The 19553-nt window shown below is 36.7% G+C and carries 19 protein-coding genes and 1 tRNA gene; 12 read left to right on the forward strand and 8 right to left on the reverse strand.

The window, feature by feature from the left end; all coding sequences use genetic code 11:
* Positions 1-8: 8 nt before the first annotated feature.
* The 7 genes from RMR09_RS03670 to RMR09_RS03700 all read left to right on the forward strand — a co-directional run bounded on the left by RMR09_RS03670 (position 9) and on the right by RMR09_RS03700 (position 4209).
* Positions 9-506 (forward strand): nuclear transport factor 2 family protein, encoded by a 498-nt coding sequence (locus RMR09_RS03670; protein ID WP_310594463.1) that lies wholly within the window; start codon positions 9-11, stop codon positions 504-506.
* An 84-nt stretch (positions 507-590) separates the two neighbouring features.
* Positions 591-1265, forward strand: coding sequence for a tRNA (guanosine(46)-N7)-methyltransferase TrmB (gene trmB / locus RMR09_RS03675; protein ID WP_310594464.1), 675 nt, complete (start codon positions 591-593; stop codon positions 1263-1265).
* Positions 1266-1326: 61 nt separating this feature from the next.
* Positions 1327-1962, forward strand: a complete 636-nt coding sequence (locus RMR09_RS03680) for a LysE family transporter (protein WP_310594465.1) — start codon at positions 1327-1329, stop codon at positions 1960-1962.
* A gap of 7 nt (positions 1963-1969) precedes the next feature.
* The gene (locus RMR09_RS03685) at positions 1970-2302 is read left to right on the forward strand and encodes an MGMT family protein (protein ID WP_310594466.1); all 333 of its coding nucleotides are present in this window, start codon (positions 1970-1972) and stop codon (positions 2300-2302) included.
* A 162-nt stretch (positions 2303-2464) separates the two neighbouring features.
* On the forward strand, positions 2465-3592 hold the full coding sequence (locus RMR09_RS03690; RefSeq protein WP_310594467.1) for an Mrp/NBP35 family ATP-binding protein: 1128 nt from the start codon (positions 2465-2467) through the stop codon (positions 3590-3592).
* An 11-nt stretch (positions 3593-3603) separates the two neighbouring features.
* Positions 3604-3843, forward strand: a complete 240-nt coding sequence (locus RMR09_RS03695) for a NifU family protein (RefSeq protein WP_296687247.1) — start codon at positions 3604-3606, stop codon at positions 3841-3843.
* A gap of 48 nt (positions 3844-3891) precedes the next feature.
* On the forward strand, positions 3892-4209 hold the full coding sequence (locus tag RMR09_RS03700) for a 2Fe-2S iron-sulfur cluster-binding protein (protein ID WP_264533929.1): 318 nt from the start codon (positions 3892-3894) through the stop codon (positions 4207-4209).
* A gap of 45 nt (positions 4210-4254) precedes the next feature.
* Here RMR09_RS03700 and RMR09_RS03705 read toward each other — a convergent pair whose 3' ends face one another.
* The 4 genes from RMR09_RS03705 to RMR09_RS03720 all read right to left on the reverse strand — a co-directional run bounded on the left by RMR09_RS03705 (position 4255) and on the right by RMR09_RS03720 (position 7125).
* Positions 4255-5037, reverse strand: coding sequence for a DUF3050 domain-containing protein (locus RMR09_RS03705; protein WP_310594468.1), 783 nt, complete (start codon positions 5035-5037; stop codon positions 4255-4257).
* A gap of 101 nt (positions 5038-5138) precedes the next feature.
* Positions 5139-5801, reverse strand: a complete 663-nt coding sequence (locus RMR09_RS03710) for a methyltransferase (protein WP_310594481.1) — start codon at positions 5799-5801, stop codon at positions 5139-5141.
* 142 nt (positions 5802-5943) lie between these two features.
* A complete protein-coding gene (gene rimM / locus RMR09_RS03715) occupies positions 5944-6468 on the reverse strand; it encodes a ribosome maturation factor RimM (protein WP_310594469.1) in 525 nt (174 codons plus the stop codon).
* Positions 6469-6483: 15 nt separating this feature from the next.
* A complete protein-coding gene (locus RMR09_RS03720) occupies positions 6484-7125 on the reverse strand; it encodes a 30S ribosomal protein S16 (RefSeq protein ID WP_310594470.1) in 642 nt (213 codons plus the stop codon).
* 238 nt (positions 7126-7363) lie between these two features.
* On the opposite strand from RMR09_RS03720, the gene RMR09_RS03725 reads away from it, so the two are divergent.
* Entirely contained in the window at positions 7364-7711 is a 348-nt protein-coding gene (locus RMR09_RS03725) for an RNA-binding protein (protein WP_310594471.1), read from the forward strand.
* 69 nt (positions 7712-7780) lie between these two features.
* Here the strand turns inward: RMR09_RS03725 and leuB are convergent, their stop codons facing one another.
* The 4 genes from leuB to leuC form a co-directional block, all read right to left on the reverse strand.
* Entirely contained in the window at positions 7781-8842 is a 1062-nt protein-coding gene (gene leuB / locus RMR09_RS03730; RefSeq protein WP_310594472.1) for a 3-isopropylmalate dehydrogenase, read from the reverse strand.
* 38 nt (positions 8843-8880) lie between these two features.
* Positions 8881-10404, reverse strand: a complete 1524-nt coding sequence (locus tag RMR09_RS03735) for an alpha-isopropylmalate synthase regulatory domain-containing protein (protein ID WP_310594473.1) — start codon at positions 10402-10404, stop codon at positions 8881-8883.
* A 137-nt stretch (positions 10405-10541) separates the two neighbouring features.
* The gene (gene leuD, locus RMR09_RS03740; RefSeq protein ID WP_310594474.1) at positions 10542-11138 is read right to left on the reverse strand and encodes a 3-isopropylmalate dehydratase small subunit; all 597 of its coding nucleotides are present in this window, start codon (positions 11136-11138) and stop codon (positions 10542-10544) included.
* A gap of 95 nt (positions 11139-11233) precedes the next feature.
* Complete coding sequence (gene leuC, locus RMR09_RS03745; RefSeq protein ID WP_310594475.1) at positions 11234-12628, reverse strand: 3-isopropylmalate dehydratase large subunit; 1395 nt, start codon at positions 12626-12628, stop codon at positions 11234-11236.
* A gap of 643 nt (positions 12629-13271) precedes the next feature.
* On the opposite strand from leuC, the gene dnaE reads away from it, so the two are divergent.
* From dnaE to RMR09_RS03765, 4 genes are all read left to right on the forward strand, one after another.
* Positions 13272-17813: a DNA polymerase III subunit alpha gene (gene dnaE / locus RMR09_RS03750; protein ID WP_310594476.1), complete on the forward strand. Its 4542-nt coding sequence runs from the start codon at positions 13272-13274 to the stop codon at positions 17811-17813.
* Positions 17814-17933: 120 nt separating this feature from the next.
* The gene (gene trxA / locus RMR09_RS03755; protein WP_229318210.1) at positions 17934-18251 is read left to right on the forward strand and encodes a thioredoxin; all 318 of its coding nucleotides are present in this window, start codon (positions 17934-17936) and stop codon (positions 18249-18251) included.
* A 90-nt stretch (positions 18252-18341) separates the two neighbouring features.
* A complete protein-coding gene (locus RMR09_RS03760; protein ID WP_310594477.1) occupies positions 18342-19268 on the forward strand; it encodes a DUF58 domain-containing protein in 927 nt (308 codons plus the stop codon).
* A gap of 86 nt (positions 19269-19354) precedes the next feature.
* Positions 19355-19428 (forward strand) — tRNA-Asp (locus RMR09_RS03765).
* The last annotated feature ends 125 nt before the right edge of the window (positions 19429-19553 follow it).

Here is a 19553-nt window from a genome sequence, read left to right on the forward strand (position 1 = left end):
CATACCATATGAAACCTAGTATTTTAGTTGCTTTAGGAATGTTTCTTTTGACTACCACTACTTGCCCTGCCCAAACATCGGCTGTAACTTCTACTTTGAACGCCTGGCATAAAGCGGCTGCTAATGCAGATTACAATGCTTATTTTGGGCTAATGACAGAAGATGCCGTTTTTATAGGAACAGATGCCAATGAAAACTGGAATCGTGCCGGTTTTGAAAAGTTTGCCAAACCGTATTTTGACAAAGGAAAGGCTTGGTCTTTTACTGCACTAGAACGTCATATTTATTTTGATGCAACGGGAAATTTAGCTTGGTTTGACGAACTTCTAGATACTCAAATGAAAATTTGTAGAGGGTCAGGGGTTATGGTTAAAATTGGCAAAGAGTGGAAAATTAAACAGTATGTATTGTCAATGACCATCCCCAATGACACTACTAAAGAAGTAGTGAAAATAAAAACGCCCATTGAGGATCTTTTAATTCAAAAGCTACGGGCTAAACAATAAGGGATTTACTGCGAATTTATTTTTTCAAAAGGAGTCTTTTTTGCGTTTATATTTCCTTAATTTTGTCGAAATATTTGAATACAAGTGGGAAGTAAAAATAAATTAAAAAGGTTCAAGGAAAACGAAACGTTCACTAATGTTTTTCAACCAACAAGAGAAGAGGTAGTGGGTGATTTATTTCCGTTGAAAGGGAGATGGAATGCTGATTTTTTTAAAAATGACAACCCTATTGTTTTAGAATTAGGCTGTGGAAAAGGAGAATACTCTGTTGGTTTAGCCGAAAGATATCCTAACAAAAATTTTATTGGAATTGATATTAAAGGAGCTCGTTTTTGGCGAGGGGCTAAAACTGCTGTAGAAACAGGACTGCACAATGTGGCGTTTGTTCGAACTCAAATCGAATTGATTAATCATATTTTTGCTGAAAATGAAGTGGACGAAATTTGGATTACTTTTCCAGATCCACAAATCAAATACAAGCGTACGAAACACAGAATGACCAATTCAGAATTTTTGCAATTGTATAAAAAAATCTTGAAAAAAGAAGGTGTGATGAACCTGAAAACAGATAGTGAATTCATGCACGGATACACCCTTGGTTTGTTGCACGGAGAAGGACATGAAGTATTGTATGCCAATCATAATGTGTACAAAAACGAAGGAAGTCCTGAAGAAGTTACTGCTTTTCAAACGTTTTATGAAAAACAATACTTAGAAATTAACAAGGCAATTACGTATATTCGATTTAAAATTAAATAGTGTCGTTTCGGTTTCAGGAATTGGAGTAAAAGCAACACATTAGTACTGAAACAGGCACTATATGACTATAATAACCGCATTATTTTTCGGATTTATTAGCGCTGTTGTGGGGATTCTTCCTCCAGGGTTAATCAATATGACAGCTGCCAAGGTAGATATCAAAGAAGGAAAACGTGCTGCACTTTGGTTTGTAATTGGAGCAGTTATTGTCATCTTTTTCCAAGTGTATTTGGCTTTATTGTTTGCTCAATTCATTGGATCACGTCCTCAAGTAGTGGTTTTATTTAGAGAAGTGGGTTGTGGTGTTTTTGCATTGCTCACTATTTATTTTTTGGGTATTGCCAAAACGCCTCAAAAGAAAAAAGGCAAAATCAAAAAACAACGTACTTCGACTCGATTTTTTCTAGGAATGTTGTTGTCGGCATTAAATTTCTTCCCTGTTCCCTATTATGTAGTAGTGAGTTTGTCTTTAGCTTCTTATGGTTGGTTCACCTTCGCACCGCTTTCGGTGATGGTGTTTGTAGCAGGTGCTATCTTGGGTTCTTTTCTTGTTTTTTATGGCTACATTTCTTTCTTTAATAAAATAGAAAGTAAGACGGATTTCTTTATGCAAAATATGAATAAAATCATAGGGATTATAACGGGAATCATTGCATTGATTACCTTATTTAATGTTGTTAAATATTATTTGAAATAAATAATTGATGGCAAAATCAAACGATAATTTTTTTGAACGCGTTTATGCTATTGTAAGACAAATTCCTTACGGGAAAGTTACCTCGTATGGAGCTATTGCCAAAGCTCTAGGAACCGCACGTTCAGCAAGAATGGTGGGTTGGGCAATGAACGCTTCACATCATTTAGAAGATGTTCCAGCGCATCGAGTAGTCAATAGGAAAGGATTGTTGACAGGGAAATTGCATTTTGACGGAACTAATTTAATGCAACAATTATTAGAAAACGAAGGAATTCAAGTTAGAGACAACCAAATTGTTGATTTTGAAATTCATTTTTGGACACCAGAAATCCAAAAATAACCCTCCTTTTTACAGTTGAAATCAAATAATAAGTCTCGATTTGATTATCAATAAATCCAATCTAAAAGCGGTGAAATAACAATAGAATCTGTTATATTTGCAATTCATATTCAGTTTAAATAAATGGAATATTTAAACGCGTAATTTTTTTGAACAAACAAAATGAAATTAGATAGAAAAGAGATTCTGAAAGCCTTAGAAACCATTTCAATTGCAGGTGAAGGAAAAAACATGGTGGAGAGCGGAGCAGTTGCAAATGTGATTACTTTTGGAGATGAGGTAGTGGTTGATTTGGTATTGCACACCCCAGCCATGCACATCAAAAAAAGAGCCGAAGATGATATCAAAAAAACCATTCACGATTTAGTTTCTCCAGAAGCTAAAATCAAAGTAAATATTAAAGTAGAAGTGGCTGATAAACCTGAAATAAAAGGGAAAGCCATTCCAGGAATTAAAAATATTATTGCTGTTGCCTCTGGAAAAGGTGGAGTAGGAAAATCTACCACTACAGCTAACTTAGCTGTTTCATTAGCTAGAATGGGATTCTCAGTAGGGGTTTTAGATGCCGATGTTTATGGACCTTCAATGCCAATTATGTTTGATGTTGAAAACGAGAAGCCAATTTCTATTGAAGTGGACGGGAAATCTAAAATGAAACCAATTGAAAGTTATGAAGTAAAAATTCTATCGATAGGTTTTTTTACCTCGCCAAGTCAAGCAGTTATTTGGCGTGGGCCAATGGCTGCGAAAGCCTTGAACCAAATGATTTTTGATGCTGATTGGGGAGAATTAGACTTTATGTTAATTGACTTACCGCCGGGTACTGGAGACATTCACCTTTCTATTATGCAATCTTTGCCTATCACGGGTGCTGTTGTAGTGAGTACTCCTCAAGCTGTGGCTTTGGCAGATGCCAAAAAAGGAGTGTCAATGTTCTTGTCAGAGGCTATCAATGTGCCTGTTTTAGGAATTATAGAAAACATGGCATATTTCACACCAGAAGAATTACCGAATAACAAATACTATATTTTTGGACAAGAAGGTGCTAAAAACTTGGCTGCCGACTTGAATGTACCATTCCTTGGCGAAGTACCAATAGTACAATCCATTCGCGAAGCGGGAGATTTTGGACGACCTGCAGCAATGCAAGAAGGATCTCTAATTGAATCGGTTTTCCAAGAAATTACACGAAATGTAGTCCAACAAACAGTGAATAGAAATGATAGTTTACCTGCTACCGAAGCGATAAAAATTACCACAATGGCGGGTTGTTCAGCGGTTAAAAAATAATTTTTGAAGATATGACAACAGAAGAAGTATTGGCTAATGTGCTAAAAGCCTTAGACGAAATTAGACCTTTTTTAAATTCAGATGGTGGAGACATTTCACTAGTTGAAATTGAAGAAGACAAGCATGTGAAAGTTCGTTTAGAAGGAGCTTGTACTAGTTGTAGTGTAAACCAAATGACTTTAAAAGCAGGAGTGGAAACTACAATCAAAAAATATGCACCCCAAATAGAAACAGTAGTTAACGTGCTTTAAATAGCTTCTGTTTTTTGAATATATACACACAACTAGAAATAAATAAGAATGGACGTTTTAATTAAAATTAAAGACAGAGAAGGAGTGGTACATGAATTACAGGCGCCTACAGACATGGCGATGAATATCATGGAATTATGCAAGGCTTATGAGCTTCCGGTAGAAGGGACTTGTGGCGGAATGGCGATGTGTGCTTCTTGTCAATGTTATGTTTTGAATGATGTGCCTCTACCTGAAAAAGGAGACGATGAAGAGGCTATGTTATCCGAAGCTTTTTATGTGAAATCCAATAGCCGTTTGGGTTGTCAAATTCCTATCACTGAAGAGTTAGATGGTTTGGAACTGGAATTGGCCCCAGAGAGTTAATAAAAAAGCGAGAAATTTTTCTCGCTTTTTTTATGTTTGATGGTTTTAAGCCATTTCAGTTTTCAAAGAAATACTTTCTTCAATAGCATTCCATAGTCCAATACGTTTTTCCAAAGCAAGAATAGAAACAGCCTCGACTTCTTTCCATTTTTGAGTATCGGTTCCGCATAACTCGGTAATCATTTGCATTGCCATAGGACCATGTTCGTCTGCATCCAATTCGATATGCCTTTCAAAATAATAGATCAATTTTTTTAAATCTGTTTCAGGAAAATTGGCTTGAAAATTTTTCAAAATCGAAGTAAACATACTCGGAATTAAGTCTTCTCTACCAAAGGTAAAAGCAGCTGCGATTTCGTGCGTTTTCCCTTCCTCAATTACTCTAAAAGTAAAATCTAAAAAGGCTTTTATATTAGGGTGTAAGTTGCTTGTTTTGATGGCTACAAAAATATTGTTTAACGAATTGATATTCGCTAAAAAACCTGCTACTTCTGTTGTGTCTGCACCACAATCTTGCATCGCTTCCAAATACATTTCGTAATGACTCTGACGACGACCGTCTAAAGTTAAATCGCTTTCTTCGGCAACAACAATCTCGTTGATTAAGTACCGTGTTTCGGTATTGACTGTAGGAAACCAAGGGGTTGTGGTACAAGTCAGTTTAGATTGCAATGCTTTAAGCAAAGACATAAAATCCCAAACGGCATACACATGACTTTCTAAAAATCGGTGCAAGTCTTCAATGGACTGTACTTTATTGTATAAGGGGTGTTGTAATAATACCTCTTTTTGAGATTGAATACTGTGGTTAATTGTTTCGATATTCATGTCTTGAATTTTTTGTAAAAATAGAAAAGCTTCTTGTTTTACAGCTACTTTTAGTATCGATTTTATAAATACTTTAATAGTTGTTTACTTCCAGAAAACAATTACATTTTTAAATAAAAATCCTGAGTTAGTGCGATGTATTCAGGGGTGTATTCATGACGTCCAATTTCGATGGTCAGTTCGTCAATAGAGAATAGGGTAGTTTTATTTCGGCTTAACGCCAATAAACTGCGTTTTATTTCGGCAGTTGGGGTTCCTTTAACTCGTGTAATTCTTGTTGGATACAGTTCGAATTCCTTGGCAATAGCCAAAAATCGGTCTTCTTCTTTGAAAGGAATTATGACTGCCAATATTCCGTTTTCAGAAAGTAATAAATCTGCAGCTTCAATTAAATCTTCAAATGGGAGTGCGTCTTGAAAGCGAGCCAAATCACGTTGATCGTTATTAGTTTTGTAATCTTCGGCATAGAAAGGTGGATTAGATACAATTAAATCGTACTCATCCTCTGGCTCTTTCATGAATTCGTCTAAACCTGCGTGAAAACAAAATAAGCGGTCGTTCCAAGGTGAATTTTCAAAATTATCGGTCGCTTGTTCGTAAGCTTGTTCGTCAATTTCTAAAGCATCAATTTGTTGCGCAGTAGAGCGTTGTGCCAACATTAAAGCAATAATACCAGTTCCAGTTCCAATGTCTAAAATGCTAAACGGATTTTGCTCGACTGGCGCCCAAGCCCCTAATAGAACTCCGTCTGTGCCAATTTTCATGGCGCATTGCTCTTGCTGAACAGAAAATTGTTTGAATTGGAATTTAGACAACTTAGATTTTTTAGAATATTAGACTTCTTCGATTTTTTCTAAAGTCGCAGACGTTTCTATTAATCTAAAAGCGCAGCGAATCTAAAATGGCTTAAAGGTACATCTCAATCAATCCTTCTGGCAAATTCATCACTACTTTTTTATTTTCGCGATCAATTTTTACCAAGAAATGGTCAATCATTGGGATTAGGATTTCGACATCGCCCTTAAGTACTTCAAAAAGAGGTTGCGCGGTGGAATCGTTGATGGATTGAATTTTTCCAACTATACCAAGACGTTGGTCTTCTACTTCAAACCCAATTACTTCATGAAAGTAGAATTTATTACCACTTAATTTGGGTAACATACTTAAAGGAAGGTAAAGGTCATTGCCTAATAAGGCTTCGGCTTCTTCTTCTGTAGTTACATCTTCAAAGCGAACTCTAAGAAAGTCGTTTTTATGAAGTGAAGATGTTTCAATAAAAAAAGGAACCAAGTGTTTGTTGCATTCAACAAACACTGATTCCAGATTTTCGTATAACTCGGGTTCGTCAGTATCTAAATAAGCTAAGACTTCACCCTTGAAACTAAATTTTTTAGCGATTTTACCTAAATAGAAACAATCTTCTTTACGCATTGTCGCTTAGAGAATTTATGCTTCAGTTGTTTCGTTACTTTCTTCTGCAGCTGGAGTTTCCTCAACAGCAGGAGCTTCTTCAGTTGCAACTTCTTCAGCAGCAGCTTCAACAACTACTTCTTCAGTTTCAGTTACTTCTTCAGCAGCAGCTTCAACAGCTACTTCTTCTTCTACAGCAGGAGTTGCAGCAGCAATTGCATCAGCTTCAGCTTGAGCCGCAGCAGCGATACGTTTTGCGTTAACTTCTTTTTCTGCTTTCAAAGCTTTTGCTTTAGCATCAGCTTGCGCTTTTGATAAACCATCTTTTTTAGCATCTACTTTACCAGCTTTTGCTTCTAACCAAGCAGCTAATTTAGCATCAGCTTGTTCTTGAGTTAATGCACCTTTACGAACTCCTCCATCTAAGTGGTGTTTCAATAAGGCACCTTTGTAAGAAAGGATTGCTTTTGCAGTATCCGTTGGTTGTGCACCATTGTGTAACCATTTTACTGCGCTGTCAAGGTTTAATTCAACAGTTGCTGGGTTAGTGTTTGGGTTGTAAGTACCGATTTTCTCTAAGTATTTACCATCTCTTTTTGAGCGAGCGTCTGCTGCTACTACCCAGTAAAAAGGTTTTCCTTTTTTACCGTGTCTTTGTAATCTAATTTTTACTGACATAATCTTATGATTAAATTTTGAGGTACTCGACCTCGGTTAATTAAGGGTGCAAAGATACATTTTTTATTTAAAAATGCTAATCTGAATCGTATTTTAATGATAGATAATTGTTTAGCATTTTTTGTACTAATTAGCTGACTTTGAATTCCCTTTATGATAAATAAATCATAAATAAGTTCAATCATAGTAGATTAGGATTAATTAAGACTACATTTGTCCCTTAATTAAACAAGTTTATATGAACATTTTTGTGGGAAGTCTTCCATTCAGTATTGAGGAAGCAGATTTAAGAGAGTCTTTCGAGGCTTACGGAGCAGTAGATTCAGTTAAAATTATTACTGACAAATTTACTGGTAGAAGTAAAGGTTTTGGTTTTGTTGAAATGCCAAGCGACGAGGAAGCTCAAAAAGCAATTGATGAATTGAATGGTGCTACTGTTCAAGGACGTACAATTGTAGTAAACAAATCTGAGCCTAAACCAGAAGGCGAAAGAAGAAGTTTTAACAACAACCGTGGTGGAGATTCACGCGGAGGTTACGGAAACAACCGTGGCGGTGGAGACCGTGGAGGTAGAGGAGGATATTAGTATTTTTTCTTTATATAAAAAAAGGTGTCAATGAAAATTGACACCTTTTTTATTTTAAGTTGATTTCTATTACAAATTCGCCACTAACCAATCGCCTACTTCGCTTGTTTTGTAAGCTTTTGATCCTTTTGGAGCTAAATCTTCAGTAACAATTCCTTCTTCTAATGATTTGTTAACTACGTTTCTGATCGCTTCTGCCTCTGCTTTTAATCCAAAAGCATCTTCAAACATCATCGCTGCTGATAAAATAGTTGCTAATGGATTAGCGATATTCAATCCTGTTGCTTGTGGATACGATCCGTGAATTGGTTCGTATAATGAAGTGTGTTCTCCCACAGAAGCCGAAGGCATTAATCCCATTGATCCTGAAATTACAGAAGCTTCATCTGTTAAAATGTCTCCAAATAAGTTTTCAGTAATTAAGACATCATACGAATTAGGCCATTGTACCAAACGCATCGCAACGGCATCCACAAATTCATACGACACTTCCACTTCTGGATAGTCTTTTTCCATTGCTTGAACGGTTTCTCTCCACAAACGAGAGGTTTCTAATACGTTAGCTTTGTCTACACAACATAGTTTTTTGCTACGGGTCATCGCTAGTTCAAACCCTTTTTTAGCCAAACGTTGTACTTCTGCTCTAGTGTAAACACAGTTGTCAAAAGCAGTATCGCCGTTGTCTTTTCTGCCTTTTTCACCAAAGTAGATACCTCCTGTTAATTCTCTTAAGAAAACTAAATCAGTTCCTTCGATACGCTCTCTTTTTAAAGGAGAATTGTCAATCAATGAAGGAAAAGTAAAAGTTGGACGTACATTAGCAAACAATCCTAATTTTTTACGCATCAACAACAACCCTTGTTCTGGACGAACTTTTGCTGAAGGATCGTTATCGTATTTTGGGTGACCAATGGCACCAAATAAAACCGCATCGGCTTTCATACAGATTTCGTGTGTTTCATCAGGGTAAGGAACGCCAACCGCATCGATAGCACAAGCTCCCGTTAGTGCTGGTGTCCAGTTGATTTCGTGATTGAATTTTTTTGCAATAGCATCCGAAACTTTTACAGCTTCATTAATTACTTCTGGTCCTATTCCGTCTCCGGCTAAAAGAGCAATATTGAATTTCATTTGGTATTATTTTTCGTGTTATTTATTTGTTTATCTATTTAGATGCTTACTACATTCAGCATTTTTTGAGTGGCAACAATAGCGGCTACGGTTTGATCAGAATCCAATCCGCGAGTTTTGAATTCTTTACCGTTGTTGGTCCAAGTGATAATGGTTTCGCACAACGCATCCGAGCTACTTCCAGGAGGAATTCTCACGGCGTAGTCCACTAATTTTGGCAAACTCATTTTTTTGCTTTTGTAAATTTTAGCTAACGCATTCATAAAAGCATCAAATTGTCCGTCACCTTGTGCGTTTTCTTCGATAATTTCTCCGTCAATTTTTAGACAAAGCGTAGTCGATGGGCGCATTCCTTTGGAGTGAACTAATACATACGATTCCACGGTGATACGTTCTTCATAGGTTTGGCTATCCAAAACATCGGAAATGATATAAGGCAAATCTTCTTTGGTAACGGTTTCTTTTTTGTCGCCCAATTCGATAATTCGTTGGGTAACTAATTTTAAATCTTCTTGGTTCAGGTGTAATCCTAATTCTTGAAGGTTCTTTTCGATATTCGCTTTTCCGGAAGTTTTCCCTAAAGCATATTTTCTTTTTCTTCCAAAACGTTCTGGAAGTAAATCATTGAAATACAGATTGTTTTTGTTGTCTCCATCGGCGTGAATTCCTGCAGTTTGTGTGAAGACGTTGTCGCCTACAATTGGTTTGTTGGCTGGAATTCTATAGCCTGTAAAGGTTTCAACCAACTTACTTACGGAGTACAATGAAGATTCTTTTACGTTGATGCTTACCTCTGGAATAAAATCATTGATAACCGCTACGGTACTCTCTAATGGTGCATTTCCAGCACGTTCTCCCATTCCGTTTACAGTAACGTGTAAGCCGTGAATCCCTGCTTTTACTGCTTCAATAGCATTGGCAACACTTAAATCGTAGTCGTTGTGCGCATGAAAATCAAAATGAGTGTTTGGGTATTTGGCCGTGATTTTTGAAATAAATTCAAATGTCTCTGACGGAATTAATACGCCCAAAGTGTCTGGCAATAAGATTCTTTTAACTGGTTGCTGTGTTAAAAAATCCAAATATTGAAAAACATAGTCAGGAGAATTTCGCATTCCGTTGCTCCAATCTTCTAAGTATACGTTGGTTTCAATGTTATTTGCTTTTGCTAAAGCGATTGCCTGAGCAATTTCAGTAAAATGTTGTTCAGGAGTTTTCTTTAATTGATGGGTCAAATGGTTGAGCGAACCTTTGGTCAATAGATTTTGAACTTTGGCACCTGCTTTTTTCATCCATTCGATAGAAACACCGCCATCTACAAAGGATAATACTTCAATTTTATCAGTATAACCTTTGGCTGAAGCCCATTCCATAATGCCTTTCACTCCTTGAAATTCTCCTTCGCTCACGCGCGCCGAAGCAATTTCGATGCGATCAATATTTAATTCTTCAAGCAACAATTGTGCAATGGTTAATTTTTCTGCAGCAGAAAAAGATACTCCCGATGTTTGTTCTCCATCGCGAAGTGTCGTGTCCATTATTTCAATTTTTCTTTTTCCCATTATAAATTTGATTCTAAAAGCACTTTGATTTCTGTATTTTGAAATCAGATTATTCTATTTGGTCTAAAACGGTAAAAGCAGTTACTCAGTCAAATGGTAGATTTGACATCAAGTAACTGCATTTGTTTGGTCTATTTTTAGTAAGGCAATTTGTTGGCAAAACCAACAATCTCTTCTTTCATACTTTGTAAGTAATCAATATCATCAAAACCGTTGATCATATTGTTCTTTTTGTATCCATTGATAGCAAATGATTCGCTTTGACCTGTAGCCAATAGCGTAATCGTTTGTGCTGGTAAATTGATTTCCAATTCAGTTTTTGGATCTGCTTCAATAGCGCTGAAAATGGTATCAGCAAATTCTGGACTTACTTGAACAGGAAGTACGCCAATATTCAAACAATTTCCTTTAAAAATATCAGCAAAGAAACTAGATACTACTGCTCTGAATCCGTAATCGTACACTGCCCAAGCAGCGTGTTCTCTTGAAGAACCCGAACCGAAGTTTTTGCCACCCACAAGGATTTTACCACTGTAAGTTGAATTGTTTAAAACGAAATCAGTTTTTGGAGTATCATCTCCATTGTATCTCCAGTCTCTAAAAAGATTATCTCCAAAACCTTCACGTTTTGTTGCTTTTAAGAAACGTGCTGGGATGATTTGGTCGGTATCTACGTTTTCTATAGGTAGTGGCACCGCACTACTTCTAAGAACATTAAATTTATCGTATGCCATTTGATTTTTGATTTTTGATTAGCGATTGAAGAGTTTTGATTTTCTGTACAGAAAAGTAAATCTCGATCACTATTTTTTATGTAATCTATATATTCTTAAAATAAATCTCTAGGATCTGTCAATTTTCCTGTAACTGCAGCTGCAGCAGCCATAATTGGACTTGCCAATAAGGTTCTAGAACCTGGTCCTTGACGACCTTCAAAGTTTCTGTTGGATGTACTTACTGCATATTTTCCTGCAGGTACTTTGTCGTCATTCATTGCTAAACAGGCTGAACAACCTGGTTGACGCAATACAAATCCTGCTTCAGTAAGAATATCCAATAATCCTTCTTCTTTTATTTGTGCTTCCACAACATGAGAACCTGGAACTAACCAAGCGGTAACATTGTCTGCTTTTTTTCTTCCTTTTACAATTTCAGTAAAGGCTCTAAAATCTTCAATACGACCATTAGTACAACTTCCTAAGAAAACGTAGTCAATTGGTTTTCCAATCATTACATCATTTTCTTCGAAGCCCATATAAGCCAATGATTTCTTGTAAGTTTCTTCGCCACCTTCAACTTGATTAGCATTTGGAATATGTTTAGAAATACCAATTCCCATTCCTGGATTAGTACCATACGTAATCATTGGTTCAATATCCGCAGCATTGATGTTTAATTCGGCATCAAATACGGCATCAGCATCTGTTTTTAATGTTTTCCAATACGCTACGGCTTTATCCCAAGCTTCACCTTTTGGAGCGTGTAATCTTCCTTCTAGGAAATCAAAAGTAGTTTGATCTGGAGCAATCATTCCTCCACGCGCACCCATTTCGATACTTAGGTTACACACAGTCATACGTCCTTCCATGGTCATGTTTTCGAAAACATCCCCTGCATATTCTACAAAATATCCAGTTCCACCAGAAGTAGTTAATTGTGCAATAATATAAAGTGCTACGTCTTTTGGACCCACACCTTTACTTAATTGACCATTAACGTTGATGCGCATTTTTTTAGGTTTTGGCTGCATAATACATTGTGTAGACAATACCATTTCAACTTCAGAAGTTCCGATACCAAAAGCAATGGCACCAAAAGCTCCGTGAGTAGAAGTATGTGAATCACCACAAACAATAGTGGCTCCAGGCAAAGTAATTCCGTTTTCAGGACCTACTACGTGAACGATTCCATTTTTTTGGTGACCCAATCCCCAGTGAGAAATACCATATTCATTTGCATTCACTTCTAACGCTTTTAATTGATTAGCGGATAGCGGATCTGCAACTGGTAAGTGTTGATTTATGGTTGGTGTATTGTGATCGGCAGTAGCAAAAGTACGCTCTGGGTATAAAACCGAGATACCTCTTGTTTTTAAACCTAAAAAAGCAACAGGACTAGTAACTTCATGGATGAAATGACGGTCAATAAAAAACACGTCTGGTCCATCTTCAATTTTGCGCACTACGTGCGAATCCCATACTTTGTCAAATAATGTCTTACTCATTGTAACTATTTTTTAAATGTATTTCTGTATTTCACAACAGGCTTATAAGGCACAATTGTAACAATTTATGCAAATTTAAAAAAAGAATTAAAGTACTATTGATACAATATGTAGTATATACGATACCCAAAATACCTTTAATGATACTATTAGTATTCTAAAGGAGTGGGTTTCGAATAGTTTTTTCTACAGTTTAGTAATAAGAGTCCTTTTGAAACTTCTTTTTAATGCAATTTACTCTCTTTTGAGAATTTGCAAATTTAGGCTTGTTTTGGTCTAAATTGATGGTTTTTGAGTGAAAAAATGTAACATTTGGGTGTAAAATAGTCATAATTTGAAAAAAATGGCCAATTTAAGATTTGGGTTTGCATTACTTTTTTAAGGTGTAAGTAGTCTTTTTTTAAAAAAAAGAAGCGGATGTTTTTGACTATTTTTTTGAACTAATTTTACGACATCCAAAAAAATCAAACCTCGTTTTTTTGTTAATAACTTACCGATTATTTTAGGCTAAAAAAAACTAAATTTGAAACTCCTTTTTCAGGAGCTTTACTAATTTTAAAATGTTTACAACCAGTTAAATAAACAATCAAAATTCGACCGATTTTGATTCCCGACCTATCAGGACGGGCTGGGACGGAGATTTATGTACTTAATATTCGATACCGAAACCACAGGATTACCAAAGCGTTGGGATGCCCCAATCACCGACACTAACAACTGGCCGCGATGCATTCAAATTGCCTGGCAGTTGCATGATGATATGGGAAAACTCATCGAGCATCAAGATTATTTGGTCAAACCAGAAGGGTTTAATATTCCGTATGATGCGGAACGAATTCACGGTATCTCTACCGAATTGGCGGAAGCCGAAGGAATTTCTTTGGCAGAAGTTTTAGAAAAATTCAATATTTCGTTGGCGAAAGCCAAATTTATTGTGGGTCAAAATTTAGGTTTTGATATCAATATTATGGGGTGTGAATTTCACCGAATGGGAGTGGAGTCGCCAATGGCTTCGATGCCAGTTTTGGATACGTGTACCGAAGTAACAGCGTCTCTTTTGCAACTGCCAGGTGGACGAGGTGGAAAGTTCAAATTGCCTACCTTAACAGAATTACATAGTTATCTTTTTAAACGACCTTTTGCAGAAGCTCATAACGCGACTGCCGATGTGGAAGCTACTACTCGATGTTTTCTAGAATTAATTCGTCGCGAAATATTTACAAAAGAAGAACTTGATGTACCAGCTTCTTATTTCCAGGATTTTCAAAATAGAAATCCAAGAGAAATTGAGTTAATTGGATTGCAACATATCAATCTAAAGGAAGCTTCGGATAAAATTCGTCAGCAGTTTGGAGAAAAACAAGCGACAACCGTTTCTAAAGCCACTCTTTCGGAGAATAAAAAAGTACTGATTGACGCTGATTTTGTGCATCTTCATAATCATACTCAATTTTCGGTTTTGCAATCTACTATAAGTATTGCGGCTTTGGTAAAAGCGGCAGCACAGCAAAAAATGCCTGCTGTAGCGATGACAGACCACGCTAATTTAATGGGAGCATTTCATTTTGTTCGTGATATTTTAGCGCATAATAAATCGGTGGCAGCCAAAAATAAAGCTGCCGTTGAAAATGGAGAGGAGCCTACCGAAGTTCCTATGAAACCTATTGTAGGATGTGAATTTTTTGTGTGCGAAGACCATAAAGACAAGTCAAGAAAAGATAATGGTTATCAAATTGTCCTTTTGGCAAAGACCAAAAAAGGCTACCATAATTTGGCTAAAATGTCTTCGATTGCCTACACAGAAGGGTTTTATTATGTGCCAAGAATTGACAAAAAAGTCATTCAAGAATACAAAGAAGATATTATTGTTTTGTCTGGAAATCTCTACGGAGAAATTCCAAATAAGGTATTGAATTTGGGTGAAAACCAAGCGGAAGAAGCCTTGCTTTGGTGGAAAAACGAATTCCAAGATGATTTTTACATAGAAGTCATGCGCCACAATCAAGAAGATGAAAATCGGGTGAATACCGCTTTGATTGCTTTGGCAAGAAAACATGAAGTGAAGGTTGTAGCGACTAATAATACCTTTTATATCGATAAAGAAAATGCCAATGCGCACGATATTTTATTATGTGTGCGCGATGGTGAAAAACAAACTACACCGATAGGTCGTGGAAGAGGCTATCGTTACGGATTGCCCAATCAGGAATATTATTTCAAATCAGGCGATGAAATGAAGCAGCTTTTTGGCGACTTGCCTGAGGCGATTTCGAATATTGCCGAAATTGTAGATAAAATTGAGATTTACGATTTAGCCCGAGATGTTTTATTGCCCAAGTTTGAAATTCCCGCCGAGTTTTTAGTTCCAGAAGATGAAGTTGATGGAGGAAAACGAGGAGAAAATAAGTATTTGCGCTATTTGACTTTTGAAGGGGCAAAGAATAGATATGCAGAAATCACTCCCGAAGTTCAAGAACGTTTGGACTTTGAGTTGATGACGATTGAAAATTCAGGCTACCCAGGGTACTTTTTGATTGTACAAGATTTCATTGCTGAGGCTCGAAATATGGGGGTGTCTGTGGGACCAGGAAGGGGTTCTGCAGCAGGTTCGGTGGTGGCATATTGCTTGAAAATAACCAACATTGATCCACTGAAATACAACCTACTTTTTGAGCGTTTCTTGAATCCAGATCGTGTGTCATTGCCCGATATTGATATTGATTTTGATGATGAAGGTAGAAGCAGTGTAATGGATTATGTAATTCGAAAATACGGTTCTAAACAAGTGGCTCAAATTATTACCTATGGTAAAATGGCAACGAAATCAGCCATTCGTGATACAGCGCGTGTATTGGATTTACCCTTGTTTGAAGCGGATAAAATAGCGAAATTAATTCCGGGAATGATGCCGTCGAAATGGAATTTGGCTCGTTTTTTAAATGAAGACGACGCTTTAATCAAGAAAACGGTTCGTCCAGAAGAATACGATAAAATTAAAGAATTAATTGCTTTAGCAGGCGGAACTGATTTAGGAGGAGAAACCATTCAGCAAGCTAAAGTATTAGAGGGAAATCTTCGAAATACAGGAATTCATGCCTGCGGTGTGATTATTACCCCCGATGACATTACGAATTTTGTACCAGTTTCGACTGCCAAAGATTCGGATTTGTACGTGACCCAATTTGACAACTCAGTGGTAGAAAGTGCCGGGTTATTGAAGATGGACTTCTTGGGTTTGAAAACCCTAACTTTAATCAAAGACACGGTTAAATTAGTGAAATACAGAACGGGTATCGAATTGAATCCTGATGAATTTCCTATTGATGATCTAAAAACATACGAGCTTTTTCAACGTGGTGAGACAGTAGGGATTTTTCAGTACGAGAGTCCTGGAATGCAAAAATATATGAAGGAATTAAAACCAACGGTTTTCCCTGATTTGATTGCCATGAATGCCTTGTACCGTCCGGGACCGATTGCCTACATTCCAAGTTTTATTAAACGTAAAAATGGTGAAGAGCCTATAAAATATGACTTGGCCGATTGCGAAGAATTATTGAAAGACACCTACGGAATTACGGTGTATCAAGAACAAGTAATGCTTTTGTCGCAAAAACTAGCCGATTTCTCTAAAGGAGATGCCGACGTTTTGCGTAAAGCGATGGGAAAAAAGATGATCGATGTCTTGGCTAAAATGGAGCCAAAATTTATTGAACAAGCCATGGCAAAAGGACACGCCAAAGACAAATTAGAGAAAATTTGGAACGACTGGAAAGCCTTTGCCGAATATGCGTTCAACAAATCGCACTCTACTTGTTACGCTTGGATTGCCTATCAAACAGCCTATTTGAAAGCGAATTATCCTGCTGAATACATGGCGGCGGTACTTTCTAATAACATGAGCGATATCAAGCAAGTGTCGTTCTTTATGGAAGAATGTAAACGAATGGGATTGCAAGTTTTAGGTCCAGATGTCAACGAGTCTTTCTATAAGTTTACAGTAAATGATGATTATGCCGTTCGTTTTGGAATGGGAGCGATAAAAGGAGTAGGTTCGGGTGCTGTAGCTACAATTGTAGAAAATAGAAAAGACGGAAAATACAAGTCCATTTTTGATTTGACTAAACGTATTGATTTGCGTGCAGCCAATAAAAAAGCTTTAGAAAATTTAGCGTTAGCCGGCGGATTTGATTCGTTTGAAGGAACCACCCGCGCGCAATATTTTCATGATGATGGAGATGGAATTACTTTCTATGAAAAAGCGATGCGCTACGGAGCTAAGTTTCAAGAAAACGAAAATTCTTCACAGGTGAGTTTGTTTGGCGAAAGCAGCGATGTACAAATTGCTGAGCCAGTTGTGCCGCCTTGTGAGGATTGGAGTACGATGGAGAAATTAGCTAAGGAGAAGGAAGTAGTTGGGATTTATATTTCTGGACATCCTTTGGATGATTATAAATTCGAAATGAAATACTTCTGTAACGCTAAACTAGAAGCGCTAAAACACTTAGAACAGTTCGTTGGTAAAACCCTTTCGTTTGGTGGAATTATTAATAATGTACAACATCGTGTAGCTAAAAATGGTAAAGGTTGGGCTTCTTTTTCTTTAGAAGGTTATGATGAAAGTTATGAATTTAGAATTTTTGGTGAAGAATATTTGAAATTTCGTCACTTTCTAATTCAGAATAACTTTACCTATATGCGAGTGTTGGTTAAAGAAGGTTGGGCCGACAAAGAGACAGGCAAAAAAGGAGAGCCTCGTTTGCAATTTACGTTGATTCAATATCTACAAGATGTATTGCCGTCATTTGCAAAAAAACTGGTTCTTTTATTGAATATCAACGATATTCAAACTGATTTTATTCAGCAGTTGAACCAACTTTTTCAAGAGAATAAAGGGGATAATACGGTTACTTTCGAAATTATGGAATTAGAAAAAATTACCAAAATTGTTGAAACCACCGCTGAAATTGCTGAAACGGATGAGGAAGTATTTGTAGAAGAAACGGATACAGAAGATGTTGACGTTCCTTTGATGGAAGCACAAAAGATCAGTACAACCACTGAAGTAGAAGAAATCAATGTGGTAACTAAATTAAGTATGCCTAGTAGAAAATTAAAAGTCAAAATATCCAATGAGTTGTTGTTGGAATTAGAAAAAAGACAAATCAACTTTAAGTTGAATTAGCCGAACACATAAAAAAAGGCAATACATTCATAATCAAAACTAATTTAGGATTGATAGAGGAATGGTTTTTAATTTATAAATTTGCAGTACAATTAATAAACAAACAAAAACAAAGATATTATGGCATTAGCAATAACAGATGCTACTTTTGACGAAGTAGTTTTAAAATCAGACAAACCAGTATTAGTAGATTTTTGGGCAGCTTGGTGTGGACCATGTAGAATGGTTGGGCCAATCGTTGACGAATTAAGCAATGAATACGAAGGTAAAGTAGTTGTGGGTAAAGTAGACGTAGATGCTAACCAAGAATTTGCGGCAAAATATGGTGTTAGAAACATTCCAACAGTTTTGATTTTTAAAAATGGAGAAGTAGTTGGGAAACAAGTAGGAGTAGCTCCAAAACAAACCTACGCAGATAGTTTAGATGCTTTGTTGTAATCATTAGATTATAATATATACTAAAAAGGGTTGACGAAAGTCAGCCCTTTTTTAGTATAAAAATACCGATCGTTTTCCTATATTTGAAAGATGAAGATTGAAGCGCAAAGAGATAAAATTTCTAGTTTTCAGCATTTGGAGTTATTGGCTCATCAAGTGGTGGAAGGTTTTATTTCAGGCATGCACAAAAGTCCCTTTCATGGTTTTTCTGCTGAATTTGCTGAGCATAAAGTGTATAATTCTGGTGAGAGTACAAAGCACATCGATTGGAAATTATTTGCCAAGACCGATCGTTTGTACACCAAACAATTTGAGGAAGAAACCAACTTACGCTGTCATATTATTATCGACAATTCGTCTTCGATGCACTATCCTGTTTTAAAACCCAATCAGAATTTTTATGAAAGTAAGATCGGTTTTTCTGTATTGGCAGCAGCAGTTTTAATGAATGTACTGAAAAAGCAACGTGATGCCGTAGGATTAAGTGTTTTTTCAGACACCTATGAATATTATGCGCCCGAAAAAGGAAGTGATCGCCACCATCGAATGATTTTGAATGCGCTTGAGGGACTTTTGGAACAACCCAAAGTTTCAAAAAATACCGATACGATTACTTTCTTACATCAAATCGCCGAAAAAATTCATCGTCGTTCGATGATTATTTTGTTCACTGATATGTTTCAATCCGGAAATGAAGCAGCGTTGTTTACGGCTTTGCAACATTTGAAACACAATAAGCACAAAGTGGTGCTATTTCACGTTTATGATGCCAAAACAGAATTAAGCTTTGATTTTGATACGGCTCCTCGAAAATTTGTGGATATGGAAACTGGAGAAGAAGTGGCTGTTTTTGCCGATTCAGTTCAACAGGAATATAAAAATGAAGTCACAACCTATTTCAAAAAGGTAGCGTTGACTTGTGCTCAAAATCGAATTCAATATGTTCCCGTAGCGGTTGGTGAAAATTTTGAAAAAATCCTATTGACCTATTTGGTTGAGAAACAAAACTTTGGTTGATTTCAAGAACTAATATTTAATTTTTTTTCTAAAAACACTTGCGTAAATGGAAATCTGTTGTATATTTGCAACCGCAATTAAGCAGAGGTTTGGTAGTTCAGTTGGTTAGAATACATGCCTGTCACGCATGGGGTCGCGGGTTCGAGTCCCGTCCAGACCGCTAAATTGGGAAAAGCACTTCGTAAAGAAGTGCTTTTTTGCCCAAAAATGGTATCTAAGGCTAGTTGTGTTGTTTGGTCGGCCTTGTAAGCTGACCGGGTTTAGTAGTTAGACCAATGAAAAGCT

The organism is Flavobacterium sp. (assembly GCF_031537875.1).
Taxonomy (GTDB): Bacteria; Bacteroidota; Bacteroidia; order Flavobacteriales; family Flavobacteriaceae; genus Flavobacterium.